24 protein-coding genes and 1 pseudogene are annotated in these 25,596 nt (G+C 62.9%); 16 read left to right on the plus strand and 9 right to left on the minus strand.

From position 1 onward, the window contains the following. Positions 1-13: 13 nt before the first annotated feature. The gene (locus H4I92_RS09320; RefSeq protein ID WP_077530322.1) at positions 14-805 is read right to left on the minus strand and encodes a sulfite exporter TauE/SafE family protein; all 792 of its coding nucleotides are present in this window, start codon (positions 803-805) and stop codon (positions 14-16) included. A 175-nt stretch (positions 806-980) separates the two neighbouring features. Here H4I92_RS09320 and H4I92_RS17010 point away from each other — a divergent pair, with 175 nt between their 5' ends. Next, positions 981-1,940 carry a diguanylate cyclase domain-containing protein gene (locus tag H4I92_RS17010; RefSeq protein ID WP_077530323.1) on the plus strand — a complete coding sequence of 320 codons (960 nt, stop codon included), beginning with the start codon at positions 981-983 and terminating at the stop codon, positions 1,938-1,940. A 19-nt stretch (positions 1,941-1,959) separates the two neighbouring features. Here H4I92_RS17010 and H4I92_RS09330 read toward each other — a convergent pair whose 3' ends face one another. Beyond that, positions 1,960-2,805 (minus strand): substrate-binding periplasmic protein, encoded by an 846-nt coding sequence (locus tag H4I92_RS09330; RefSeq protein WP_077530324.1) that lies wholly within the window; start codon positions 2,803-2,805, stop codon positions 1,960-1,962. Between the two features lie 232 nt (positions 2,806-3,037). Here H4I92_RS09330 and H4I92_RS17155 point away from each other — a divergent pair. From H4I92_RS17155 to H4I92_RS09350, 5 genes and pseudogenes are all read left to right on the plus strand, one after another. Continuing rightward, positions 3,038-3,730 (plus strand): annotated as a pseudogene (locus H4I92_RS17155) (PAS domain-containing protein); the annotation flags it as partial. A gap of 156 nt (positions 3,731-3,886) precedes the next feature. Continuing rightward, positions 3,887-4,273, plus strand: a complete 387-nt coding sequence (locus H4I92_RS17160) for a methyl-accepting chemotaxis protein (protein ID WP_422821986.1) — start codon at positions 3,887-3,889, stop codon at positions 4,271-4,273. A gap of 98 nt (positions 4,274-4,371) precedes the next feature. Then, positions 4,372-5,862 (plus strand): SulP family inorganic anion transporter, encoded by a 1,491-nt coding sequence (locus H4I92_RS09340; RefSeq protein ID WP_077530326.1) that lies wholly within the window; start codon positions 4,372-4,374, stop codon positions 5,860-5,862. Between the two features lie 32 nt (positions 5,863-5,894). After that, positions 5,895-6,749, plus strand: coding sequence for a universal stress protein (locus tag H4I92_RS09345; protein WP_077531722.1), 855 nt, complete (start codon positions 5,895-5,897; stop codon positions 6,747-6,749). Positions 6,750-6,798: 49 nt separating this feature from the next. Continuing rightward, positions 6,799-7,857, plus strand: a complete 1,059-nt coding sequence (locus H4I92_RS09350) for a beta-N-acetylglucosaminidase domain-containing protein (protein WP_077530327.1) — start codon at positions 6,799-6,801, stop codon at positions 7,855-7,857. Between the two features lie 38 nt (positions 7,858-7,895). On the opposite strand, the gene H4I92_RS09355 is transcribed toward H4I92_RS09350, so the two are convergent. Further along, positions 7,896-8,447 (minus strand): porin family protein, encoded by a 552-nt coding sequence (locus H4I92_RS09355; protein WP_077530328.1) that lies wholly within the window; start codon positions 8,445-8,447, stop codon positions 7,896-7,898. Between the two features lie 403 nt (positions 8,448-8,850). Between H4I92_RS09355 and H4I92_RS09360 the strand changes: the two genes are divergently transcribed. Together H4I92_RS09360 and H4I92_RS09365 are read left to right on the plus strand one after the other, a co-directional pair. Then, complete coding sequence (locus H4I92_RS09360; RefSeq protein WP_077530329.1) at positions 8,851-9,666, plus strand: hypothetical protein; 816 nt, start codon at positions 8,851-8,853, stop codon at positions 9,664-9,666. A gap of 66 nt (positions 9,667-9,732) precedes the next feature. Then, positions 9,733-11,469 carry a bifunctional protein-serine/threonine kinase/phosphatase gene (locus tag H4I92_RS09365; protein WP_077530330.1) on the plus strand — a complete coding sequence of 579 codons (1,737 nt, stop codon included), beginning with the start codon at positions 9,733-9,735 and terminating at the stop codon, positions 11,467-11,469. A 4-nt stretch (positions 11,470-11,473) separates the two neighbouring features. Here the strand turns inward: H4I92_RS09365 and H4I92_RS09370 are convergent, their stop codons facing one another. Continuing rightward, positions 11,474-12,391 (minus strand): oxidoreductase, encoded by a 918-nt coding sequence (locus tag H4I92_RS09370; protein WP_179105674.1) that lies wholly within the window; start codon positions 12,389-12,391, stop codon positions 11,474-11,476. Between the two features lie 153 nt (positions 12,392-12,544). Between H4I92_RS09370 and djlA the strand changes: the two genes are divergently transcribed. Further along, entirely contained in the window at positions 12,545-13,309 is a 765-nt protein-coding gene (gene djlA / locus H4I92_RS09375; protein ID WP_077530331.1) for a co-chaperone DjlA, read from the plus strand. Here the strand turns inward: djlA and H4I92_RS09380 are convergent, their stop codons facing one another. Together H4I92_RS09380 and polA are read right to left on the minus strand one after the other, a co-directional pair. After that, a complete protein-coding gene (locus H4I92_RS09380) occupies positions 13,310-14,080 on the minus strand; it encodes an adenosylcobinamide-GDP ribazoletransferase (RefSeq protein ID WP_077530332.1) in 771 nt (256 codons plus the stop codon). 262 nt (positions 14,081-14,342) lie between these two features. Beyond that, a complete protein-coding gene (polA, locus tag H4I92_RS09385; RefSeq protein ID WP_422823339.1) occupies positions 14,343-17,084 on the minus strand; it encodes a DNA polymerase I in 2,742 nt (913 codons plus the stop codon). Between the two features lie 297 nt (positions 17,085-17,381). Between polA and H4I92_RS09390 the strand changes: the two genes are divergently transcribed. Continuing rightward, a complete protein-coding gene (locus H4I92_RS09390) occupies positions 17,382-17,804 on the plus strand; it encodes a hypothetical protein (protein WP_077530333.1) in 423 nt (140 codons plus the stop codon). A 66-nt stretch (positions 17,805-17,870) separates the two neighbouring features. Here the strand turns inward: H4I92_RS09390 and H4I92_RS09395 are convergent, their stop codons facing one another. Both H4I92_RS09395 and pyrE read right to left on the minus strand, forming a co-directional pair. Beyond that, positions 17,871-18,542, minus strand: a complete 672-nt coding sequence (locus tag H4I92_RS09395; RefSeq protein ID WP_077530334.1) for a DUF4124 domain-containing protein — start codon at positions 18,540-18,542, stop codon at positions 17,871-17,873. Positions 18,543-18,565: 23 nt separating this feature from the next. Beyond that, positions 18,566-19,213: an orotate phosphoribosyltransferase gene (gene pyrE, locus H4I92_RS09400; protein ID WP_077530335.1), complete on the minus strand. Its 648-nt coding sequence runs from the start codon at positions 19,211-19,213 to the stop codon at positions 18,566-18,568. Positions 19,214-19,291: 78 nt separating this feature from the next. Between pyrE and H4I92_RS09405 the strand changes: the two genes are divergently transcribed. After that, a complete protein-coding gene (locus H4I92_RS09405; protein ID WP_077530336.1) occupies positions 19,292-20,068 on the plus strand; it encodes an exodeoxyribonuclease III in 777 nt (258 codons plus the stop codon). On the opposite strand, the gene rph is transcribed toward H4I92_RS09405, so the two are convergent. Next, a complete protein-coding gene (rph, locus tag H4I92_RS09410) occupies positions 20,069-20,785 on the minus strand; it encodes a ribonuclease PH (protein WP_077530337.1) in 717 nt (238 codons plus the stop codon). Positions 20,786-20,911: 126 nt separating this feature from the next. Here rph and H4I92_RS09415 point away from each other — a divergent pair, with 126 nt between their 5' ends. The 5 genes from H4I92_RS09415 (at position 20,912) to H4I92_RS09435 (ending at position 25,512) form a co-directional block, all read left to right on the plus strand. Next, positions 20,912-21,781: a YicC/YloC family endoribonuclease gene (locus tag H4I92_RS09415; protein ID WP_245800869.1), complete on the plus strand. Its 870-nt coding sequence runs from the start codon at positions 20,912-20,914 to the stop codon at positions 21,779-21,781. Between the two features lie 7 nt (positions 21,782-21,788). After that, a complete protein-coding gene (gene gmk / locus H4I92_RS09420; protein WP_077530338.1) occupies positions 21,789-22,424 on the plus strand; it encodes a guanylate kinase in 636 nt (211 codons plus the stop codon). A 69-nt stretch (positions 22,425-22,493) separates the two neighbouring features. Beyond that, positions 22,494-22,781 (plus strand): DNA-directed RNA polymerase subunit omega, encoded by a 288-nt coding sequence (gene rpoZ / locus H4I92_RS09425; RefSeq protein WP_077530339.1) that lies wholly within the window; start codon positions 22,494-22,496, stop codon positions 22,779-22,781. A 153-nt stretch (positions 22,782-22,934) separates the two neighbouring features. Further along, entirely contained in the window at positions 22,935-25,061 is a 2,127-nt protein-coding gene (locus tag H4I92_RS09430) for a RelA/SpoT family protein (protein WP_077530340.1), read from the plus strand. 64 nt (positions 25,062-25,125) lie between these two features. Then, complete coding sequence (locus tag H4I92_RS09435; RefSeq protein WP_077530341.1) at positions 25,126-25,512, plus strand: RidA family protein; 387 nt, start codon at positions 25,126-25,128, stop codon at positions 25,510-25,512. Positions 25,513-25,596 lie beyond the last annotated feature (84 nt).

Raw genomic sequence — 25,596 nt, forward strand, 5'->3', positions numbered from 1 at the left:
CCCTCGCTGGGGGTCAGCCGCCCAGATGCTGGCCCAGGCTCTGCCACAGCCCCACGCCACTGATGCTCAGCAGAACACCCCCGAGAACCCGATAGAAGATCGGTGTTTCCGCTTTCAGGATGCGGTCGTGTGCGTGGAGGCCGAGGAAGTGGCCAAGGGCCGCACAGGGCAGCAACCAGGCGTGGTGGATCAACTGGAGGTCCACGCCCGCATAGACGAAAGCGGCCATCTTGATGGTGACCAGTATGAACCAGAGCGCGAACAGGGTGTCGCGCAACTGGTGGCGCTGTAGGTGCTGGGCGGCAACAGCGATGATCAGCGGGGCACCGATCAGTGATGTACCGCTGATATAGCCGCCCAGCATCAGGAACACCACATCCAGTGTCTTACTGTTGCTCCGGAAGGGGCGGTTGAGCAGGTAAGACAGCGAGTAGACCGCCACAATGCCAAAGATGATCAGGCTCATGATGGTGTTGGGCAGGGTGATCAGCCCCAGCACCCCGATGATCTTGGGCACGATCATGATCGCCAGGATCCGGCCAAGGTAGCGCCAGTCCACCGTGCCGCCGGCGCTCTCCGGTGCGTTCAGGGCAGCCGCCCGGTTATTCCTGGCGATGGTCAGGGAGGCGAATACCAGGAGCTGCACCGAGATGATCGGCAGGAAAACCAGCGGCTCATTGTGGACCAGCAACAGGAAGGGCAGGGAAAGAACCGCCCCGCCGAACCCCAGCCCTGAGCGGACAAAACCGCTCCAGACGAAAATCAGCGCGATCAGCCCGTACTGCAGTGTGCTCAGTTCCGCCATGTCTTTCCCGGGTTATGGGTAAGGGCTGCATTGTAAAGGAAGTCTGCGGAATGAGTGTGGCCGTACTTATTTTTAGGGCGCTTCAGGTTACCCTAGTCTGGCCTCGCTCATTAAACATGGCTATTCTGGACATGTGCGGGGAATGAGGAAAGATGACAGGCGGAGAATCATTTCCATGAAAGAACCCGGGATCCCCGACGACGAGTGGCGCCGTCTCGAGACGCTCCAATCCCTCAATATACTGGATACCCCGTCTGAAGACCGGTACGACTGCGTGACCCGGTTGGCCAGGCAACTGTTCTCCGTCCCCATTTCACTTGTGACCATGGTTGACGCGAACCGTCAGTGGTTCAAGTCCTGTGCCGGCCTCAGTACCAGGGAGACGCCACGCCGTGTGTCCTTCTGCGGTCATGCGATCCTCGGGGATGAGGTGTTCGTGATACCGGACACCAGGGCGGATGAACGGTTCATGGACAACCCGCTGGTGGTGGACGAACCCTATATCCGCTTCTATGCGGGATGCCCCTACAGAGCCCCGGATGGCAGCAATCTTGGGACCCTGTGCATTATTGATCGCAAGCCTCGGCAACTCACGCAGGAGGACATCCAGGCGCTCCGGGATCTTACCTCGTTTGTGGAGCGTGAAATCGCATTCCTGGAGATAGCCACCGTTGATGAACTGACGCAGGTTTCCAACCGGCGCGGCTTCATGAAGATGGCGGACCACACCCTGTCTTTCTGTCGGCGCCACAGCGTTCCTGCCTCGCTCGTATTCCTGGACCTGGACGGTTTCAAGACGATCAACGACACCCTCGGGCATGCCGAGGGCGATCGGGTGCTGGCGGTCTTCGCCGGGAAGCTCAGGCAGGTCTGTCGTGAGTCGGACATCCTCGCCCGGCTGGGAGGTGATGAATTCGCCGTCCTGCTCACCAATACGGGTACGGATCGGGCGGAGGAGTTTGTTGCGCGAGTGCAGGAAGCGCTCGACGAGTCGATCCGGGAGGTTGATGCCGACTACAGTATCGTATTCTCCCACGGCACCATCGAGTTCGATCCCCACCGTCATAACACGGTTGAGGATATGCTCATGGAAGGCGACAGGCTGATGTACGAATGCAAGCGATCCAAAGAATGATGCGAGGATCAGGGAGCAACTATCCGTCCGAGGTGGTCCCGGCGGCACTCGGCCCGATTCTGTGCGGCCCTGCTCCTAAGTCTATCGACTCGAGGTAGCTTTTCCTGAGCGCATCGATCCGACCTGAGTCTTTCATGGTCCTGAAGCGCTCGTTGAATTCGTCGATCAGGGCCTCGGCGCCCGGGCGCGCCCTCGGTACCATGAGGTGAAGGGCGGCTTCTTCCACCACAAAAGGCAGTGATCGGATCTCATCGGCTGACAGATCACTGGCCGCGATCACATGGTCCGCTACAAGCTCGTTTGTCTTCACGAAATCGACCCGGCCGGCCCTGAGCATGTTGAAGCAGCTTTCAAGGCTGGCGGGTGTGAACCGGGTGATGAAGCCGTCTAAACGCATCTTTTCCAGTTCATTCCCGTCCGTGAAGCCAATCGGATTGCAGTAGGTCAGCCCCCTGAGCCCTTCGAGGGAGTGGGCATCCAGCTCTGAATCCTTCATTACGTAAGCGAAAGCCCGGGTTTCGAAGATCGGCACTGAGAACAGGTAGTCCTCCTGGCGCCCGGGCGTGGCGACATAGGGAAGAACGGCGTCATACTGGCCTTCCAGTGCCTCGCGATAGGCCCGCTTCCAGGGCCGCATATCCACGGTGAGCGATCGTGCCGTGTTGCCCAGTATCCTGGTTGCGAGGAACGGGCCAAGCCCCTTGTGAGGGAGGTAATCCGCCGCATAGGGAGGGTAATGGGGGCCTGTCACCAGTTTCAGGGAACTGTTGGCCGACCTGGAATCCTGAGCGGTGACGGAGGAAGTTGCCAGAACGGCGGCGAACAGGCAGAGAAAAGCGGCATGGCGAGTAAGAGCCCGGGTCATGGTGTTACCTCCCTGATTCGGTCTACGGCCCGGGCCGGCTGCTGGACCATGGTTAGCTACTGGTGTAACCGGTTGTGGCAGCCTGAACCCATTCTTTCGGAGCCACGTAATAGGGACTATGGTCAATAAACAGCCAATGTAAAGGGCGGGGGGATCAGTGGCTTCAACAGAAACCGGAATCGATCATATGGGCAGCGATACTGAAAGCAGCCACGCGGAGCTTGCGGCACGCATGGCCGCGATCGAGGCGTCCGTCGCGAAGATTGAATTCACCCCGGATGGACTCATTGCGGACGTCAATGAACGCTTCCTGGGGGTGGTCGGCTACAGTGCGGATGAGGTTCTGGGTGCTCATCACCGAATCTTCTGCGATGCGGATTACGTCGAATCCCGCGAGTATCACGAGTTCTGGAAGCACCTGCGTTCCGGCCAGTCCCACAAGGGCACCTTCCCGCGCGTGACCGCCAGCGGGGAACGTGTCTGGCTGGATGCCACCTACTTTCCCATCCTGGATGAGAGAGGGCAGGTTGCGCGGATCATGAAGATCGCCTCGGACGTCACCGGGGAACACCAGCAGCTCATGGACCAGCAGGCCGTTTTTGACGCCATCAACCGGTCCATGGCGGTGATCGAGTTCCTGCCGGATGGCACCATCCTTGAGGCCAACGAGAATTTCCTGAACGTGATCGGTCATCGTGCCCAGGATGTTCGTGGGCGCCATCACCGGATTTTCTGTTTTGATGCCTTCTACGAGGAGAACCCCGATTTCTGGGAGCGCCTCGGCAACGGCGAGTTCATGACCGGCCAGTTTGAACGGCGCCGTGCGGACGGCAGCAAGGTCTGGCTGGAGGCCTCCTACAACCCGATCCTGGACGAAGCCGGCAACACCCTGAAGGTGGTCAAGTTCGCCAGTGATATCACGGACTACAAGGAGCAGGCCCTGCGCACCCAGGAGGCTGCCTCGGTGGCCTCCACAACAGCCTCGCAGACCGTCAATATCGCCCGTAAGGCCGGGGACGCGCTCAACCAGTCGCTGGCGACGTCCACGCATATCGATGACGGCGTGGCGCAGGTGAGAAGCGTGGTTGAGCAGCTCAACCAGAAGACCGAGAGCATCGAGGAGATGGTGACGACCATCTCGGGTGTGGCTGAGCAGACCAAGATGCTGGCATTGAACGCGGCGGTCGAGGCCGCCCGGGCGGGGGAGCAGGGGCGTGGCTTCGGCGTGGTGGCCGAGGAGGTGCGCAAGCTCGCGTTCAACTCACGTGAGGCCAGCCGCGACATCTCCGGCGTGATCAACGCCATTGTGGCGCTGTCTTCGGACGTTGAGAAGCAGATCGACCGGGTGGGCACCGTCGCCACCGAGGGCCGCAACCAGATGAACGACGCCGTTGCTATCGTCGATGACATCCGCAGTGGTGCGCAGCGCGTGCTGGATGCGGTCGAGGGCATCAACCGGGGCCAGTAGAAGCCCGGGTGCCTTCCGCCCCCTTTTTCGTGTATGATGCCGCGCCTTTGACGGGGAAGCTCTCCTTCTCCGTTTCCCTCCCTGGATCAGGCTGTACCATGTACGAAAAGATAAAGCTGGGTTGGTTCTCCAACCTCAAGGGCGATGCGTTGTCGGGCATCGTCGTGGCCCTCGCGTTGATTCCCGAGGCGATTGCCTTCTCCATTATCGCCGGTGTGGACCCCAAGGTCGGGCTCTACGCCTCCTTCGCCATCTGTGTGGTGATCGCTTTCACCGGCGGCCGCCCTGGCATGATCTCGGCGGCTACCGGGGCCATGGCCCTGCTGATGGTCACGCTGGTGAAGGAGCATGGGCTGGAGTACCTGCTGGCGGCCACGCTGCTGACCGGTGTGCTGCAGATCATCGCCGGTTACCTCAAGCTTGCGGACCTGATGCGCTTTGTCTCGCGCTCGGTGGTTACCGGCTTCGTCAACGCCCTGGCGATCCTGATCTTCATGGCCCAGCTGCCGGAGCTCACGGATGTCACCTGGCATGTCTATGCCATGACGGGGGCGGGCCTGGCCATCATCTACGGCTTTCCCTGGTTGCCCAGAATCGGCCGCACCATTCCCTCGCCGCTGGTGTGCATCGTGGTGCTGACCGCGGTCTACATGATCACCGGCATGGAGATCCGAAGCGTGGGTGATATGGGCGAGCTGCCGGACAGCCTCCCGGTGTTCCTGTGGCCGGACATCCCGCTCAACCTGGAAACCCTGACGATCATTTTCCCCACCGCCCTGATGCTGACGGTGGTAGGTCTGCTGGAATCCATGATGACCGCCACCATCGTGGATGACCTGACCGATACCCCCAGCGACAAGAACCGTGAGTGCCGGGGCCAGGGCATTGCCAACATCGGTTCGGGGCTGCTGGGTGGCATGGCCGGGTGTGCGATGATTGGCCAATCGGTGATCAACATCAAATCCGGCGGCCGCAGCCGTATGTCCACCCTGTTTGCGGGGGTAGCCCTTCTGGTGATGGTGGTCTTCCTGGCGGACTGGGTTTCCCAGATTCCCATGGCGGCGCTGGTCGCGGTGATGATCATGGTCTCCATTGGCACCTTCAGCTGGGAATCCATCCGCGATCTAAGGAAGCACCCCATGAGCACGAACATCGTGATGCTGGCGACGGTGGTGGTCACGGTGGGGACCCACAACCTGGCGATCGGTGTCTTCGTCGGTGTGCTTCTGGCGGCGATGTTCTTTGCCAACAAAGTGGGCCAGATCCTGTATGTTGGCTCTGAGGAAACCGATGAGGGGCAGCACCGTATCTACCGCGTTGTGGGTCAGGTATTCTTTGCCTCATCGGAGCGTTTCATGGACGCCTTCGATTTCAAGGAGACCGTGGAACGGGTCACCATTGACCTGTCCCGCGCCCACTTCTGGGACATCACCGCCGTCGAGGCGCTGGACCGGGTGGTGATCAAGTTCCGCCGCGAGGGCACGGCGGTGGAGCTGATCGGTCTCAACGAGGCGAGCGCCACCATCGTTGACCGCTATGCCGTGCATGATGATCCGGCCGCGGTCGAGAAACTGATGGGGGGCCACTGATGACGCAGGACGATAACAACAACAGGCATGACATGACCGAACAGGTAATGGCCGCCATCGACGGCTCACAGTTCTCGGAAGCGGTCTGCGACAGCGCCGCCTGGGCCAGCCTTGCGCTGGGGGCGCCACTGACCTTCCTGCACGTGAACGATAACCACACCGCCCCGGAGGAGCAGGATCTTTCCGGCAACCTCAGCCTGGGCGCGCGCGAGCACCTGATGGAGGAGCTCTCCCGGCTCGATGAGGAACGGGCCCGGGTGGCCCAGGAGCAGGGGCGGCTCATGCTGCAGGCGGCGAAGGAGCGTGCTCTCGAGGACGGTGTGGCCGAGGCCGCCACCCGTCAGCGCAACGGTACCCTGGTGGAGACTCTGGAAGAACTCCAGGATGAGATCCGCCTTCTGGTGCTCGGCAAGCGGGGCGAGGGTGTGGACCAGGCGAGTGAGCATCTCGGCTCCAATCTGGAGCGCGTCATCCGCACCCTGCATCGCCCCATACTGATGGTGCCTTCCGCCTTCACGCGCCCGGAGAAGGTGATGATCGCCTTTGACGGCAGCAAAACCACGCGCAAGGGTGTGGAAATGCTGGCCCGGAGTCCCCTGTTCGAGGGGGTGACGGTGCATGTGGTGATCGTCGGCGGGGACCTGGCCGACAACCGTTCCCATCTGGACTGGGCCCTGGAGACCCTGCGTGGGGCCGGCCACGAGGCAGAGGGCGCCATCCGCCCGGGCGAAGTGGAGGGCACCCTGCACGCCTACCAGGAAGAGCAGGGCATCGACATGCTGGTGATGGGCGCCTACGGCCATTCCCGGATCCGCCACCTGCTGGTGGGCAGCACCACCACTGATATGCTGCGCCGTACCCGGATACCGTTGCTGCTGCTCCGGTAGGTTCTGTCTCCGGGCCAGTGTCTTTCAACCGGACCCGTTGGGAGGACGTATGCAGCCACCGCTTGGCATCATCGAGGGCTTTTACGGTCCGCCCTGGTCCTGGAGCTCGCGCCGGCGTGTGATGGAGCGGCTGAGCCCGCACGGCTATTCGTTCTACATCTACGCGCCCAAAAGCGATCCCCTGCTGCGGGAGCAGTGGTTCGAGCCCGTGCCCGAGGAAACCCGGGCCAACATGGAAGGGTTTGCCGCGGCCTGTCGCGCGCAGGGCGTGCGCTTCGGTGTGGGCCTGAGCCCGCTGGGGGCGCTGGAGGCCTTTGACGACGTCATCCGCCAGGCCCTGCTGCAGCGGCTCCAGTTCCTGGATGGAATTGGCGTCCAGGATCTGGTGATCCAGTTTGACGACGCGCTGGCGGACCTGCCGGATCTGGCCGCCCGCCAGGTGGCGCTGGTGCACTGGGTGCGGGAGCATTCCGCCGCGGAGCGGATTATTGTCTGCCCGAGCTATTATTCCGACGATCCCATGCTGGATGCGCTCTTTGGCACCCGCCCTGAGGGCTATCTGGAAATGCTTGGGGCGTCCCTCGACAGTCGCGTTGAGATCTTCTGGGCGGGCGAGGAGGTCTGTGCCCGCCAGTGGTCCCCGGGCCACCTGGAACGGGTGGCGGAGCAGCTCCAGCGCCGCCCTTTCCTGTGGGACAACTACCCGGTGAACGACAGCGCCGTCATGGCAGAGCATCTTCACCTGAGGGGTTTTACCGGCCGTCCGGTGGCAAACGCGCCCCTGTGTTCCGCCCACGCCATCAATCCTGCCCTGCAGCCCACGCTTACATGCATCCCCGCGCTCACACTGGCGGCCAGCTATGGCCAGGGCGATGCCTATCAGTACATGGAATCCACGCTCACGGCGATGGTCGAGGTGCTCGGAGAATCCCTGGCGGCTCAGCTGTTTGCGGATCTGCCGCTACTCCAGGATACCGGGCTGGCAATGGGCAGTGCGCAGAAGCAGCATCTGCGTTCCGTCTATGCCGGATGGGATCATCCTGCGGCGAGGGAAGTGGTGGAGTGGCTGGATGGCCGGTTCCGTGGAGAGGGGGCGCCCTCGCTGTGAGGCGGCCCCCTCCACTCATTCAGCAGGTGCTGGGTTGATCAGAAGTTGTACTGGACGCCCGCGGAGGCCATGTCCAGGTCCGTATCCTCGAGGGTGAAGCGCTCATACTGCAGGCGCAGGTCGGTATGCTCGGTGAGGGTTAACCGGACGCCGGCCCCATAGAACGGGTCATCGCCACTGTCACTGCTGGTGATGGGGCCCAGGCTGCGTTCACGATCCCAGGAGAGGTTACCCACTTTCGCATAGGGCGCGAATGTATCGGTGAGCGGCAATGCCACCATGCCGGAGATGGTCTGGCCATCCGCTTCCATGTCGGCGTTGCCGTCGCTGGTTTCGCCGAAGTCGATGTGCCCGGCCTGAAGGCTGAAGATCCTGCCGAACTCGACACCACCAAAGGCCCGCCAGGCGCTGTGGTCATCCTTGAGGCGGTCGTTCTCATTCAGAAAGTCCTCGTCATCCAGCCGGTAGTAACCGATGCCACCACCCAGATAGGGGCGGATCTCACTGTCACCACTGGTCTGCGAAACAGCCACCGGTGTGGCGAGTGACAGGCTGATGCCGACGATTGCGATGTTGATGATGCGCTTCATGAATCGGTTCCTCCGTGATGGGAGTTGCGTTTGAGCCCTGTCTCACCTCAGCTCTTCCTGTTTGTCATTATTTGACTCTGTACGCTACCGGGGGCGCCCAGCTGTACAAAATACGATCCATTCAGGCAGTGGTAATGAGCGGGCGCCCGGTTAATCCGGGGAAGGGAGGCACACCATTCGTTGTTCCGGGTGAGCGGCCGATTGTTTGTCGAAAGGCGGATTAATGTCTGGCCCCGGGAGCTGTGTCTCCTGTAATGCACGCACTAGCCCGATCGGAATCCAACTGGTTACGTTGAACTGTGCGTACTGACACGCCGGCCCTCGGGCCTCCGTGTTAGAACTGGGCTCTAATGCATTAACAGCGCGTCATTTCCAACAATAATCCGATAAGACGGGGCTCTACATGAAACACACGGTAGTACTGATCATTGCGTCGCTGGCCCTGACGGGCTGCGCTGGTGGTTACTGGCAATGGGATGCCGATGAACGCAGCACCGAATCCACGGAGGTGGAATCACGGCAGACAGAGGAAAATACGGAGGCCCCGGAATCCGACGAGCCGGATAGTCCCGATGAGTCCACGGCGGAAAGCGAAAGTGCTGGCTCCGGGGATGGCACGGACACAGCGACAGAGACGACGGCAGCCGCTCCGGAAGAGAAACCCGGGAGCACGAATGCCGGGACGTCCGGAGCAGCGGGGGAGGACCAGGTGCCACAGGCCGCCGCGGAGCCGGACCCCGAGCCTGCACCGGAACCTGAACCGGCACCCGAGCCTGAACCTGAACCCGAGCCCGAGCCCGAGCCCGAGCCCGAGCCCGAGCCCGAGCCAGAACCTGAATCTGAGCCTGCTTCTGCTTCTGCCTCTACTGCGGCTGCGGACACGGGTAATAGCCCGGCCGGGGATGATGCGAGAGAGCCGGAGGCCACTGGTACAGCGTCTGGCAGCTCGGGCGAGGCCAGTGACGCATCGCAGGCCGGAAGCGCTCCTGGCAGTAGCCTGATGTGCAGTCTTGGCGGCGGGCCGGCGGCATACGTCAACATGAAGCCGTCACAGCATCCGCCGCTGACGGATGGTGAATACGAGCGCCTCCAGCAGCAGCTGCAGGAGCTTGCGGATGCCGGCGAGGATGTCTCCAAGTACCGCGAGGAAATCGAGCGCGGGCGTTCGGAAGGCGGCGTTATGGCCTGGTTCTACCGCTGCTGGCTGAACGGTTCCTGACACTGGTATCGCGCTTGCATACACTGCCGGGTCATTCACCCGGCAAGGCAGGGCGGTTCCCGGTTCATGGCATCCAGGCTTACGGTCTCCATTGGTCAGTGCTCCAGAAAGGGGCGCAAAAGCGTTAATCAGGACTTTTACGGTGCATGCCGTCCCCATGGGCCGGAGCGTGAGACCAAGGGTATAACCGTGGCCCTGGCGGATGGGATTGGCAGCAGTGATGTAAGCCAGGTTGCCAGCCAGGCGGCTGTTGCCGGCTTCTTCGAGGACTACTACGCCACCCCCGAGGCCTGGTCCGTCAGCAACGCCGCCCAGCGTGTCATCGCCGCCACCAACTCCTGGCTCCACGCCCAGACCCGCCGCAGCCAGTACCGCTACGACATGGATCGTGGCTACGTCTGCACCCTCAGTGCCATGGTGCTCAAAGGCACCTTCGCGCACCTGTTCCACGTGGGCGACAGCCGCATCTACCGGCTCCAGGGCAGCACACTGGAGCAGCTCACCGAAGATCACCGCCTCCGGGTCTCACGCGAGGAGAGCTATCTGGCCCGTGCGATGGGCGGGGATGAGCGTGTGGAAATCGACTACCAGCGGCTGCCTATCCAGCCCGGCGATGTCTTCCTTCTGTCGACGGATGGTGTGCACGAATTCATCAATAAGGCGGCCATGGCACGAGTGGTCAGCGATGGCGGGGACGATGACCTGGACGCGCTGGCCCAACGGATCGTTGACCAGGCGTACGAGCAGGGCAGTGACGACAATCTGACCGTACAGCTGGTGCGGGTTGATGCCGTCCCCGAACAGGCGCAACCGGCCGAGGCGGTCCAGCACCTGATTGGATTGCCGTTCCCGCCGCACTTCAATCCACCCGTCACGTTCGAGGGTTACCGGATACAGCGGCAGCTGCATGGCAGTGCTCGCAGCCATGTCTACCTGGCCATGGATGAAGGCACTGGTGAACAGGTCGCCCTGAAGATACTGGCAACGGAAACCCGGGAGGAACCAGCCCAGCTGGAGCGCTTCCTGATGGAGGAGTGGATCGCGCAACGCATCAATCATGTGCACGTGGCCAGTGCCCGCCCGCCGCAGCGGGAGCGCCATTACCTCTACACCGTCATGGAATTCATCGAAGGGCGCACCCTGGAGCAGTGGATGACCGATAACCCGCGTCCGGGGCTTGAGGCGGTCCGGGGCGTTGTGGAGCAGATCGCCAGTGGGCTGCAGGCATTCCACCGTCTGGAAATGATTCACCGGGACCTGCGCCCGGCCAATGTCATGATTGATCACGGGGGCACCGTCAAGCTGATCGACTTCGGCTCAACCCGTGTACCGGGCATCATGGAGATATTTCCGGTGGCCATCGACGAAGGCCCTTTGGGCACTGCGGCGTATTCCGCGCCGGAGTATTTCCTGGAGGGGGAGGGTACGATGCGCTCGGACATCTACTCACTGGCGGTGGTCACCTACCAGATGCTGACCGGGCAGCTGCCGTATGGCACAGAAGTGGCCAAGGCCCGGAGCCGTTCCGCCCTGAACCGCCTGCGTTACCAGTCGGTGCGCAACTACAACCCGGAACTGCCTGTCTGGCTTGACGGCGTGCTGCGAAAGGCGCTGCACCCGGATCCTGAAAAGCGCCATGAGGCGCTCTCTGAGTTTACCTTCAACCTGCGCCATCCCAGTCCTGACGCCTACAACCAGACCCCGTTGCCCCTGATGGAGCGCGACCCGGTGCGCTTCTGGCAGGGCATGTCACTGGTCCTCGCGGGGGCGGTGGTGACCCTCCTGGTGCTGCTGTTTGTCTGAAGCCTCAGCGGTCCAGGCCAGCGTATCGGATACCGGTGAGATCCTCTGACACGGACCAGAGCTTATGGGCGACCTCCTGGTTGCGGGCCAGGCGCCGTATACCAGCTTCCGCCGGCATGCCCCAGAGCTCCTGGAAGCCATGGGGGCCATAGTACTGGCCGGGTTCCGCTTGGGGTGAGGTGGCCGCGAACACACTGGGGTAGGCGCCTTTCTCCTGGGACTGGGCGGTCACCGCGTTGAACAGGCTGTGCCCGGGAATGGTGCGCTGCAGGTTGGTGGCTGAATAGCCCGGGTGCACGGCGATTGACTGGACCGTTTCCCGGGCGCCGCGCAGCCGCCGGTCAAGCTCCAGGGCGAACATCAGGTTCGCCAGCTTGCTCTGGCCGTAGAACCGCCAGCGCTGGTAGCCCCTGCTGGCGTCCAGGTTCTCGAAATCCAGGCTGCCCATGCGGTGGGCCAGGCTGCTGACGGTGACCACGCGCGCTTTCTCAGCAGCCCGCATCCGGTCCATGAGCAGGCCGGTGAGGGCGAAGTGGCCCAGATGGTTGGTGCCGAACTGCATTTCGAACCCGTCCCGGGTGTACTGCAGGGGCGGCGCCATAACGCCGGCGTTGTTGAGCAGGATATCCAGCTTCGGGTAGTGGTCGTTGATGCGCTGGGCGAAGTCCCGTATGGAAGACAGGTCTGACAGATCCAGCTGCATCAGGTTGAGATCGACACCTGAACTGCGGGCACGGATGCTCTCCATGGCCGCCTGCCCCTTCTCCCGGTCGCGGCAGGCCATGATGACATGCGCTCCCCGTTGCGCCAGTTTGCGCGTGGTTTCCAGTCCGAGCCCGCTGTTGGCGCCGGTAACCAGTGCGGTTCTGCCCGTGAGATCCGGAATGTCCGCGGGTGTCCATGGAATGGGGTTGCGGCTCATGGATTGTCCCTCCTGTTGGTTCCGCTCTGCATCAGCCTATACAAGCGCAGGGGCCGGGGCCAGGCATGTCGGTCCTGTTATCCGCCTGTCCCCCGCCCGGCCATTCCTTTACCATGTCGGAGATTGTGTCAGCGAACAACGGAGATCGACTGAATGTTCCTTGCGATACTGATTGGCGGCCTGATCGGCTCGGCCTTCGGCCTGCCAGGGGCCATCATCGGCGCCCTTATTGGTGGCGGCCTGGTGTACTGGGGGCGCCTCAAGTTGTACCGGCGCATCCGCGAGGTCCAGTCGCGCTTCATGGACTCCGTGTTCGCGGTGATGGGTGCCGTCTGCAAGGCCGACGGCGTTGTCACCCAGGACGAGATCCAGGTGGCCGAGGCCCTGTTCCAGAAGTTCCGACTGAACGAGAGCCAACGCGAGTCGGCCAAGGCCGCCTTCAACCGCGGCAAGGCCGACGACTTCGACCTGGACGCCGAACTGCGCGAGTTCCTGCGCCGCAGCGGCGGCCAGTCCGGCCTTCTGCAGATGTTCCTGCAGGTGCAGGTTGCCGCGGTCGCTGCGGACGGCGAGGTGCACGAGAACGAGCATGAGATGCTGGTGCGCGTTGCCCGTGGGCTGGGGCTTCCGGAAAGCCAGGTGGAGCAGCTCGAGGCCATGCTGCGCGGTGGCGCCGCCGGTGGTGCAGCGGAACAGCAGCAGTCCCTGGACGATGCCTACAAGGTGCTCGGGGTTTCCCCGGAGGCGAGCGATGCCGAACTCAAGAAGGCCTATCGCAAACTGATGAGCGAAAACCACCCGGACAAGCTGGCCGGCCGCGGCATGCCCGAGAGCATGCGCGAGATGGCGGAAGAAAAGACCCAGGAGATCGCCAACGCCTACGACCGCATCAAGAAGGCGCGGGAACAGGCCGCCTGATTACCGCGCTACCAGAAGGGCGAGCAGCACCAGTTCCGTCAGCACGATGGAGGCACCGAGCGCGTCCCCGGTATAGCCGCCCAGCGCCCGGTGCAGCTGCCAGCCCCAGAGCAGGCCAACCAGCGCCGTGGCCACCACAAAAGCAGCCATCAGCCCCGGCAGCCAGCACACACCAGCACCCGCCAGCAGCACACTGAACAGCGTGGCCACAGCCAGCCGCTCCATGGAGAACGTATTGGCCACCGGCTTCGTCTTGCTTGTGTCCGTCTCCGTCACATAGGGCATCACCGCCATCAGGAACAAGGGCGTCACCCGCGCCAGCGCCGGCGTGAACAGCAGCACCGCCCAGACCGGCAGGGGCGCGAGCTCCACCAGCAACGCCACCTTCAACGCCAGCGCCCCGACCAGCGCCACCGTCCCATAGGTCCCGATGCGACTGTCCTTCATGATCGCCAGCCGCTTCTCCACGGTGAACCCGCCTCCCAGCGCATCCACCGCATCCGCCAGCCCATCCTCATGAAAGGCCCCAGTGAGCCAAAGATGGGCAATCACCACCCCGATGACAGCCACCACCAACGGAAAGAACGCCACCAGCGCCTGATACACCAGGGCATAGATCGCCCCCAGCAACAGCCCCGCCAGAGGGAAATACATACTGCTGTGGTTCATCAGCTGCTGCGAATAATCAATCCGCGCCAGCATCGGAATCCGGCTTAGGAAGCCCAGACAGAGCCAGAAAGCCTGCCATTCGTGTTTCCAATCGATATTCATTGATTGTCCTGATCTGTCTACCGTGGGAGCGAGCCCTGCTCGCGATCGATACGGATCGCTTGCGAGGCAAGCTCCTACAGTGGTGGCGTATCGACCGCAATAAGGTATGGGTGACGGAGCACGGGGAGGCTTTTCGGGAGGCTCGATGACAGGATGTCATCGCGCCAGCGTACAGGGATGTATGTACAGCGGTCCCGGAAAGCCTCCCCGTGCTCCGGCGCCTGCAGAAGCGTTACAGGCTAGTGACGACGCAGAGAGCCGGCTAGTGCGCCTCATCCCAGTTCTTCCCGGAACCAGCCTCCACCAGCAACGGCACCTCCAACTCAACCGCCCCACTCATCAACTCCTCCAGCAACGAACCCAACTGCGACACCTGATCCTCCCGAACCTCCACGATCAGCTCGTCATGCACCTGCATCGTCATGCGCGCATCAAATCCGGAGTCGGCAATCCGGTCCTCCACCATCACCATCGCCTTCTTGATGATGTCCGCCGCCGTGCCCTGCATGGGCGCATTGATCGCCGTGCGCTCCGCGCCCTGGCGCAGCTGCCCGTTGCGGCTGTTGATCTCCGGCAGGTACAGCCGGCGCCCGAACAGCGTCTCCACATAGCCCTGGTCATGGGCGGTCTTGCGGATCCGGTCCATGTACTCGAGTACGCCCGGATAACGCTCGAAGTATCGGTCGATATACTGCTGGGCCTCGTCCCTGGGAATCCCCAGCTGGCGCCCCAGGCCCCAGGCCGACATGCCGTAGATGAGCCCGAAGTTGATCGCCTTGGCATCCCGGCGCTGGGAGTCGCTCACATCCTTGCGCGCCACGCCGAAGACCTCCGAGGCCGTGGCCTTGTGGATGTCCTCGCCATGGGCAAAGGCGTCCAGCAGCCCCCGGTCGCCGGACAGGTGCGCCATGATGCGCAGCTCGATCTGGGAATAGTCCGCCGCTATCAGTTGGTAGCCCTCCGGCGCGATAAAGGCCTGGCGGATGCGCCGGCCCTCCTCGGTGCGAATGGGAATGTTCTGAAGGTTCGGGTCCGAGGAGGAGAGCCGCCCGGTGGCCGTCACCGCCTGGTGATAGGAGGTATGAATGCGCCCGGTACGCGGGTTGATCACCTCCGGCAGCCGGTCCGTGTAGGTGGACTTGAGCTTGCTCAGGCTGCGGTGCTCCAGAATGACGCGCGGCAGCTCATAGTCCACCGCCAGTTCCTGCAGCACCGGTTCCGCCGTGGAGGGGGCACCCTTGGGGGTCTTCTTCAGTACCGGCATGCCCAGCTTCTCGTAGAAGATCTTCTGCAGCTGCTGGGGCGAGCCCAGGTTGAACTCCTGGCCGGCCTGCTCCCACGCCTGCTCCTCAAGCGCCTTCATGCGCTCGGCCAGTTCGCCGCTCTGGGTGGCGAGCAGGCTGGCGTCCACCAGGGTGCCACGGTATTCCATGTGGGCGAGCACCGGCACGAGCGGCAGCTCGATGTCGCGGTAGACCGATTCCAGGGCCTGATCGTCCCTCAGGCGCGGGCGCAGGCTTTCGTGCAGCTGCAGCGTGATGTCCGCGTCCTCGGCTGCATAGTGGGCGGCCGTCTCCAGCTCGATCTCGTCGAAGCGCTTCTGCTTGGCGCCCTTGCCGGCGATGCTCTCGAAGCTGGTGACCTCGCGCTCCAGGTAGCGCTGGGCCAGGGTGCCCATGTCATGGCGTGAGCCGGAAGAGTTCAGCACATAGGACTGGAGCATGGTGTCCTCGATGCCGCCGCGCAGGGTGACGGCGTGGTTGGCCAGCACATTGATGTCGTACTTGAGGTTCTGGCCGATCTTGATGCGTTCCGGGTCCTCCAGAAGCGGCCGGAGCTGTTCCAGCACCTCGTCGCACTTCAGCTGTTCCGGGGCGCCCAGGTAGCTGTGGCCCAGTGGCACATAGGCGGCCACACCCGCCTCGACGGCAAAGGAAACCCCGACGATGCGCGCGTCCATGTAGTTGAGGCTGGTGGTTTCCGTGTCAAAGGCGAAGGCGGGCGCATCGCGCAGCGTGGCCAGCCAGGCGTCCAGTGCCTCCTGGTCCAGCACCGTGTGGTAATCGGTGCCCACTGTGGCCGGGGCGGCGGAGGAATCCGAACGGCTGTCGTCTTTCCGGCCCGTCTGTTCGCCGCCGTTCTCCAGTTCCCGGATCCAGCCACGGAACTCCATCTCGCGGAACTGTTCCAGCAGCTGCTCCCGGTCCACCGGTTCCGGGTCCAGCGCCTCCACGCTGTAGCCCAGGTCCAGCTCCGTGCGGATGCGTGCCAGATCCCGGCTCAGGGGCAGCTGGTCCAGGGCGCCCCGCAGGTTCTCCCCGATCTTGCCGCCCACGTCGTCCGCATGGGCCATGAGGTTGTCCAGGTCGCCGTACTGCTGCAGCCACTTCACCGCCGTCTTGGGCCCGCACTTGGGTACACCCGGGATGTTGTCCACGTTGTCACCCACCAGGGCCAGGTAGTCCACGATCTGTTCCGGTGTCACGCCGAACTTCTCGATCACGCCCTCTCGGTCCATGGTGGTGTCGTTCATGGTGTTGATCAGCGAGACGTGGTCGCTCACCAGTTGGGCCATGTCCTTGTCGCCGGTGGAGACGATCACATCCACGCCCTTGTCCGTGGCCTCGTTGGCCAGGGTGCCGATAACGTCGTCCGCCTCCATGCCGTCCTCGATCAGCAGCGGCAGGCCCATGGCGCGGATGATGTCGTGGATGGGCCTGATCTGGCCGGCGAGGTCCTCGGGCATTTCCGGGCGGTTGGCCTTGTAGTCCTCGTACAGCTCGTGCCGGAAGGTCTTGCCTTTCGGGTCGAAGACGATCGCGATGGGCGAGCCGGGATAGTCCTGCTGCAGTCGGCGGATCATGCTGATCACGCCCTTGACCGCACCCGTGGGCTGGCCTTTGGAGGTGGTCAGCGGTGGCAGCGCATGGAAGGCGCGGAACAGATAGGAAGAGCCGTCCACGAGGACGACGGGGCGGTCTTTGCTGAGCTCGATCATGGGCATGTCGCTTCAGGGTATGGTCACGCGGAGTGTTTCAGAACGGACGCTTTCCAGTCCAGAGTAACGGTGCTGGTGTCACCGCCACTGGATACGCATCCTGAAATCAGAAGAACGGCGAGCAGCCGGTGTAATTTCAGGCGGAATCCGAACATGGAGGCCATTATGATGTTATTGCCGGCGACTGCAACCCCGCTTTTTTACACCATTAGTATGTGTATTCTAATTATTCCCCGTAATGTGCATGGTGAAGTAATCAATGGGCGCAGGCGCGCCGAGTGATCCATTCAAAGGAGGTTCACCATGAGTAAGATCCGCGATTATCAGCAGCAGGTACAGGACGTGATCGAAAAGGGCATCAACACTGTTGAGAAGCAGCACAAGACACTGGCCGAGCGGCCTTTTGAGCTTGCCGAGAAGGTTGAGAAGCAGGCCAAGAGCTACAGTGTGACGTCCGTGCGCGCCAAGCACGACGACTACGCCAATACCGCGTACGAAACCCTGCGCGTGTGGAATCAGCGTCTGGGTGACTATGCCAACAGCCTGATCAGCCGTTTTGATCGCGAAGCGGCCCAGGTTGAGCAGAAGAGCACCGAAAGCGCCCAGGCCAGTGGTCAGACCAGTGGCCAGAAGAAGTCCGCATCCAGCGCCAGCAAGCAGTCCAGTGGTGCGAAGAAGGGCACCGGTGGCGCGAAGAAGCAGGCTGAGAGTCAGGCTTCCGCGTAAAATCCCAGCCTGTAAGCTGGAACGGAACGGGCAGCGGCGAGAGCCGCTGCCCGTTTTTTGTGGGTGTCAGTCACCCATGGCGGCCAGCTCCTCGCGGGCCGTCTCCTCTTCCGGGATGGTCAGGGGCAGGCTCTGCTTCTTATCGGTCAGCTCTTCAAGGCGCTTGATCTTCTTCCGGTATTCCTCACGTGTCTGTTCCGCCCTGGTGATCTCTTCCTGGATTTCGTTCAGCAGCGTGGCCTTTTCGGCACGCTGGGTCTCCATCTTCTCACGCAGGGATTCCGGAACGTCCCGGCCGGCACGCTCCTGGTTGGCGGCCCGTTTCTGGAGGTCCGCGATCTGTCCTTCGATGTTCTTTATATTGGCCAGCTTCAGGCGCACGGTTCCGAAGCGCTCCCGCAGCTTGCGGTGAAGGGCGCGGACCGCGTCATCCGGTGAACTGTACTGGCGCAGCAGTCGCCGGTCCTGCTTCTTCTGTTCCTTGCGTTCCTTTTCGAGTCGTTCCTGGCGTTCGCGTTCACGCCGGCGTTCAGCCAGTTCCTCCTCGGTGGGCGGTGGCGGGACCCTCTCAATGACGCGACCACTTTTGTTGAGTACTTCGTAACCCTGTTTGAGCGCCTCCCGGGGCAGGGTATTGCTCATGACCGTTCTGCCGCTCTCGGTCTCGTACCGGTACATCTCGGCAAAAGCCGGTGCGGCCAGCGTCAGGCACAGTACAGTCAGTAGCCATCGGTGCATCGGGGTCTCTCCAGTCCGTGTGCTCAGGCCACGCCGTAGGTATCCCGGTAGCGGGCCACCTCTTCAGCGTAGTCCGACATGTCCGGCAGTTCGCGCAGGTACTCCAGGATCTGGTCGAGGCTGATGATGCTTACTACTGGTATGCCGAATTCCGCCTCCACCTCCTGAATGGCGGAGCGCTCCGCCTGGCCTTTTTCCTGGCGGTCCAGGGCCACCAGCACGCCGGCCGGTGTGGCGCCCGCAGCCTGGATGCGCTCGATGGATTCACGCACGGCGGAGCCGGCGGTGATGACGTCGTCGACGATCAGTACCCGTCCCTCCAGCGGGGCACCTACTATGTCACCGCCTTCGCCGTGGGCCTTGTCTTCCTTGCGGTTGAAGGCCCAGGGCAGGTCCAGGCGATGGTGGGTGGCCAGTGCCGAGGCGGTGGCGGTGGCCAGGGGAATACCCTTGTAGGCCGGGCCAAAGACCATGTCGCATTGCAGGTCGCTGCGTGTCAGCGCCTGGGCGTAGGCCTGGCCAAGCCGGGCCAGATCACTGCCGCGCTGGAAAAGGCCCGTATTGAAGAAATACGGGCTGGTGCGGCCGGATTTCAGTTCGAACTCCCCGAAGCGGAGCACTTTGCGGGCAATGGCGAACTCGATGAACTCTCTCTGATAGGTTTCGATCATAGGGGCCTTCGGGGTCAGCGTATTTTGTCCATTGGCAAGCATGGGTATGATACACGCAAATCGATACTGGAATCATTTATGCGGGTCGTTACAGTCAGTGTCAACGGATTGCGCGAGGCAATCAGTAAGGGGTTCTTCGAGTGGCTCGCGGAGCAGGATGCGGACGTGGTGGCGGTTCAGGATCACCGGGTGCGGGTCGCGGAGATCGAGGATGATCCGGCGCTGACCCCCGAGGGCTATCAGGCCTGGTTCGTGGATGCGGAGAATCCGGAAAGCGGCGGTGTGGGGTTCTACACCCGGCATTTCCCCAAGGCCATCATCTACGGTTTCAACTACGGGCCGGCCGACATGGAGGGCCGTTACCTGCAGGCGGACTTCCAGAACGTGAGCGTGGCGTCCGTGCTGGCACCGGCGGCCGATGAGGCCGGTGGTGAGGAGGCCCGCGACGCCTTCATGGAAGCCTTCCTGACCCATACCGGCAAGACCGCCCGCAAACGCCGCCAGTACATCATCTGCGCGAATCTCCAGACCGCCCATCGGGATGAGGACGCGGATTCGTTCTTCCACCGCCAGCCTGTTTCCGGCTTTCTGCCCCATGAGCGGGCCTGGATGGATGAGCTGTTCAACCAGCAGGGTTACCTGGATGCCTTCCGTTCACTGGAGGCGGACGAGAGGACAGCGACCTGGTGGCCGGAATGGGCGCGCAACTGGCGCCGGGCCCCCGGCTGGCGGACGGACTACCAGATGCTGACACCGGGGCTGCACGATGCGCTTGAGGATGGCTGGATCGACACGGACGCAGGTTTTTCCGACCACGCGCCCGTGGTGATGGACTACCGCATCTCGCCGGAATGATCAGTCGGCGAGCACGGCCTTCTGGGCCTCGAACAGCTCGTTGATGCCCTTACGCGCCAGCCCGAGCATGGAGTCCAGCTCCTGCTGCTCGAAGGCTTCGCCTTCCGCCGTGCCCTGGATCTCGATGAAGCCGCCCCGGTCCGTCATGATCACGTTCATGTCGGTTTCCGCCGAGGAATCCTCCGGATAGTCCAGGTCCAGAACCGGCGTGCCGTCATAGACCCCCACCGAGATGGCGCCGACCATCTGCTTGAGTGGGCTGCGGCTCAGCCGGCCGTTGGCTACCAGCGTATTGAGCGCGTCCACCAGGGCCACGCAGCCGCCGGTGATCGCCGCAGTACGGGTGCCGCCATCGGCCTGGATGACGTCACAGTCGATCACGATGCTGTGCTCGCCCAGTGCTTCCAGGTCCACGGCGGCGCGCAGTGAACGCCCGATCAGGCGCTGGATCTCAATGGTGCGCCCGCCCTGCTTGCCGCGGCTGGCTTCGCGGCCCATACGGTCGCCGGTGGAGCGGGGCAGCATGCCGTATTCGGCGGTTACCCAGCCCTGGCCCTGCCCCTTGAGGAAAGGCGGTACCTTGTTTTCAACACTGGCGGTGCAGATCACGCGGGTGTCGCCGAACTCGGTCAGCACGGCGCCTTCGGCGTGCTTGGTGTAGTGGCGGGTCAGGCGGATATCACGGAGTTGATCGGGGTTTCGGCCACTCGGGCGCATGCTCGCTCCTCAGGGTTGCTGAATAGTCAGGGCGCAGAGTCTAGCACGCCACCCAGGGGGTACGGGCGTGCGCTTGCCAGCGGTGATACAATGTCTGGTTCATGCCCGAGCGCAACGGGAGTGGTCATGGCGACACTGAACAGCATGACGGCGTTCGCGCGCCGCCGCAGCCAGGCGGAGTGGGGCACCCTGACGTGCGAATGTCGCACCGTGAATCATCGCTATCTGGATCCGTCCCTGCGTCTGCCGGAGTCGCTGCGTCATCGGGAAATGGCCTACAGGGAACGTCTAGGTCAGCGCCTCTCACGGGGCAGGGTGGAGCTCCAGTTCCGGCTCGAGGGAGTGGATCAGGCGGCCGGTGAAGACCCGGATCCGGCGGTACTGCGGCGCCTGCGCCAGGCCATGGTGCGCGTGGAGCAGGAGATCGGGGACACGGCACCGGTGTCACCATTGGAGGTTCTCCAGTGGCCGGGCGTCCTCGCCGGTGGCGAACTGCCGGAAGAAGCCATTGCGGCAGCCGCGGACGAGCTGCTTGAGCTGACCCTTGATGACGTGGCCGAGCAGCGCCGCCGGGAGGGGGAGCGTCTGCTGCCCCTGCTCCAGGAGCGGCTGGCTACCATTGAGGGGCACGTGGCCGGTCTGCGCCGGAGCATTCCGGAATGGCGTGGGCAGCAGCGTCAGCGGCTGGTGGAGCGCCTGGCGGAGGCTGGTGCCGAACCGGCTGACGAACGCCTGGCACAGGAGCTGGCCATCCTGGCCCAGAAAGCGGACGTATCCGAGGAGCTGGACCGGCTTGATGCCCATGTTTCGGAAGTACGGGCAGCACTGGAACAGAGTGGCCCGGTGGGCCGGCGCCTGGATTTCCTGATGCAGGAGCTCAACCGCGAGGCCAACACCCTGAGCAGCAAGTCAACGGCGGCGGAGCTGACAAGGGTGGCGGTCGAGATCAAGGTGTTGATTGAACAGATGCGCGAACAAGTACAGAACGTGGAGTAATCCGATCATGAGCGAGCAGCCTTACCTGGGCACGCTATTTGTGGTGTCGGCGCCTTCCGGGGCGGGCAAGACCAGCCTGGTGTCACAGGCGCTTGAGCGCGATCCTGCGCTGACCGTCTCCGTGTCGCACACCACCCGTGCGGCGCGCCCGGGTGAGCAGGATGGCGTCAACTACCACTTCGTGACCGAACAGGAATTCCTGTCGCTCATGGAAGCGGGCACCTTTCTGGAGCACGCCCAGGTGTTCGACAATTACTACGGCACCTCCGGTGACTGGGTGGATGAGCAGCTTGCAGCCGGCCTGGACGTGATCCTGGAGATCGACTGGCAGGGCGCGCAGCAGATCCGCCGCCTGCGCCAGCACGCAGTGTCCGTGTTCATTATGCCGCCGTCGCCGGAAGCGCTGCGCGAACGCCTCCAGGGCCGGGGCCAGGACAGCGACGACGTGATCGAGCGCCGCCTGCACGAGGCCGCGGAGGAGTGCCGGCACGTGGCCGAGTACGACTACCTGGTGGTCAATGACGACTTCGAGCGGGCCCTGGACGAGCTGCTGGTGGTCTTCCGTGCCCAGCGCCAGTGCCTGAGCCGCCAGAGTCAGCGCCATGAGGCGTTACTGAGGGCCCTGTCGCTGGCCGATCAGTGATGGCCAGAAACCAATCACTGGGTTACACTGTGCGATCCCCAGTGACCCAAACACGAGCAGAGGTAATCCATGGCACGCGTCACCGTTGAGGACTGTCTGGACCACGTCGACAATCGCTTCCAGCTTGTCATGCTCTCCACCAGGCGGGCCCGGCAGCTGGCTACCTACGGCAGTGAGCCCAAGGTCCCGCCGGAGAACGACAAGCCCACGGTTCTGGCCCTGCGCGAGATTGCAGCAGGCAAGATCAGCTTTGAGACGGTCGAGGCCGATGAGCGGGCAATGCAGGCGGATTCCGCGGAAGCGCCCTCCCGCAGTAGTGAGGCCGCATCCGGTGAGGAAGGCGAAGCCGGAAACTGAAGGCAGCCGACAGTGATCCTGTAAAAACCGGGCCCGCCCCGGTTTTTTTATGCCTGTAAAGGCTATAATCTTGGAAGAAGGAATACGGGAACTCGCAGCAGGGCAGGGAGAAAGCCGGCTCAACACCACCTCGCGGAGCATCCTGAACAACCGATGTCGACGATCGACGCACTGGCGGAACGTCTCGGAAATTACCTGGATGACCAGAAGGTCAATCAGGTACGGAGGGCCTATTTCTACGCGGAGCAGGCTCATGAGGGGCAGTATCGTCGCAGTGGCGAGCGCTACATTAGCCACCCGTTGGCGGTGGCCAACATCCTCGCCCAGCTCAACCTCGATCACCAGAGCCTGATGGCCGCCATGCTCCACGATGTGATCGAGGACACAGGCATTCCCAAGGACGCGCTCACCGAGCAATTCGGGGCGCCGGTGGCCGAACTGGTGGATGGCGTCAGCAAGCTTACCCAGATCGAGTTCCGCTCCCGCGCCGAGGCCCAGGCCGAGAACTTCCAGAAGATGACACTGGCCATGGCACGCGATATCCGCGTGATTCTGGTTAAGCTGGCGGACCGGCTGCACAACATGCGCACCCTGGGGCCGCTCAACCCCGAGAAACGCCGCCGCATCGCCACCGAAACCCTGGACATCTATGCCCCCATCGCCCACCGGCTCGGCATGCACAGCCTGTGCGTGGAGCTGGAGGATCTGGGCTTTGCCGCCATGTATCCCATGCGCTCGCAGTACATCGCCAAGGCGGTGCGCAAGCTGCGGGGCGACCATCATGAGATCATCAACGAGATCCGCGCCGGCCTCGAGGCCAAGCTGGAAGAGCGTGGGCTGCCTGGGCGCATCCTGGGGCGCGAGAAACACTTGAACTCCATCTACAACAAGATGAAGTTCAAGCACAAATCCTTCGGCGAGATCATGGACGTCTACGCCTTCCGCATCGTCACCGAGTCCGTGGACGACTGCTACCGCATCCTGGGTGCCGTGCACAGCCTCTACAAGCCATTGCCGGGGCGCTTCAAAGACTACATCGCCATGCCCAAGGCCAATGGCTACCAGTCGTTGCACACCACGCTGTTCGGCAAGCACGTGAACATCGAGATCCAGATCCGGACCGAAGAGATGGAGAGCGTGGCCAACCACGGCATTGCGGCCCACTGGATGTACAAGCACGACTCCGAGGTGGGGGAGGTCAACCAGCAGCGGGTAGATCGCTGGCTGGAAGGACTGATGGAGATGCGCGAGCGTGCGGACGACTCGCTGGAGTTCATCGAGCACGTCAAGGTGGACCTGTTTCCGGACGAGATCTATGTGTTCACGCCCAAGGGCCGGATCATGGAATTGCCCCGCGGGGCTACCCCGGTGGATTTCGCCTACGCCATCCACACGGACATCGGCAACGCCTGCGTGGCCTGCCGTGTGGACCGTCAGCTGGCGTCCCTCAGCCAGCCCCTGCAGAGCGGCCAGACGGTGGAGGTCATCACCGCGCCCGGCGCCCGGCCCAGTCCGGTCTGGCTCAACTACGTGGTCACTGGCAAGGCGCGTTCGAGCATCCGTCACTTCCTCAAGACTCAGCAGCGGCGTGAGTCCGTGGACCTTGGGCGACAGCTGCTCAGCCGCTCCCTGAACAGCCTTGGCTCACGCCTGGATGAGATCGGTGACGCGCGTGTCCAACGGGTGCTGGCGCACAATCAGGTGGCGAGTTTTGACCGGCTGTTGGCGGACATCGGGATGGGCAACCGCATGGCCTACATCGTTGCCCGGCAGCTGGCACCGGATACTGGGCAGGACAGCGACGCCGCACCGGCGCTGGAGGAGACCCGAGCCGGACAGACCATGACGATTGCCGGCAGCGAGGGCTCGGTCATTCAGTTCGCTGACTGCTGCCAGCCGATTCCGGGTGATCCCATCGTGGGCCGGATGAGCTCCGGCAGCGGCATGGTGATCCATTCCGAACGCTGTGAGAGTGTGCGCCACCTTGACGCGGATTCACCCCAGCTGGTGTACCTGAGCTGGGCCAAGGACATTACCGATGACTTCTCCGTGGAGCTGCGTGTGGAAACCGCGCGCAAGCGGGGGCTGATCGCCGAGCTGGCCAACACCGTGACCCTGGCCGAGGCCAATCTCGAGGGGATCAATGTGGATGAATACGATGCCCATCACAGTGTCGTTATCATGACCCTGCATGTGCGTGGGCGTACCCAGCTGGCACGGATCATGCGGCGCATCCGCAACCTGCGTACGGTCAAATCCGTCACCCGGGTACGCCGTTGACAGCGCCGCTCCCGCGGGCGAGCATCGTATTTTTTCCGGTACAGACCACAGGAAGCCTTGACCCATGACGAACAAGTCCATCATCCAGACGGATAGCGCTCCTGAAGCCATTGGCCCCTATTCCCAGGCCGTGAAGGCGGGCGATACGATCTACCTCTCCGGCCAGATTCCGCTGGATCCGGAGACCATGGACCTGGTGCCCGGCGGCTTCGAGGCACAGGTCAAGCGGGTCTTCGAGAACCTCAAGGCTGTCTGTGAGGCCTCCGGGGGCAACATCCAGGACCTGGTCAAACTCAACATCTACCTCACGGACATGGGCAATTTCGCCATTGTCAACGAGATCATGACCACTGTCTTCACCGAGCCCTATCCCGCCCGCGCCGCCATCGGCGTGGCTGCACTGCCCAAGGGCGCTCAGGTGGAGATGGATGCCATCATGGTGCTGAAGTAGGGCTCAGACCCGGCTAAGGCAGTCCTTGACCCTGGGGCCGTCACCGCCGTAGTGGCGGGGCCCGGGCCCGGCAAGGTCTCTTTT

The sequence above is a fragment of the Vreelandella halophila genome (assembly GCF_019903425.1).
Lineage (GTDB): Bacteria > Pseudomonadota > Gammaproteobacteria > Pseudomonadales > Oleiphilaceae > Halospina > Halospina halophila.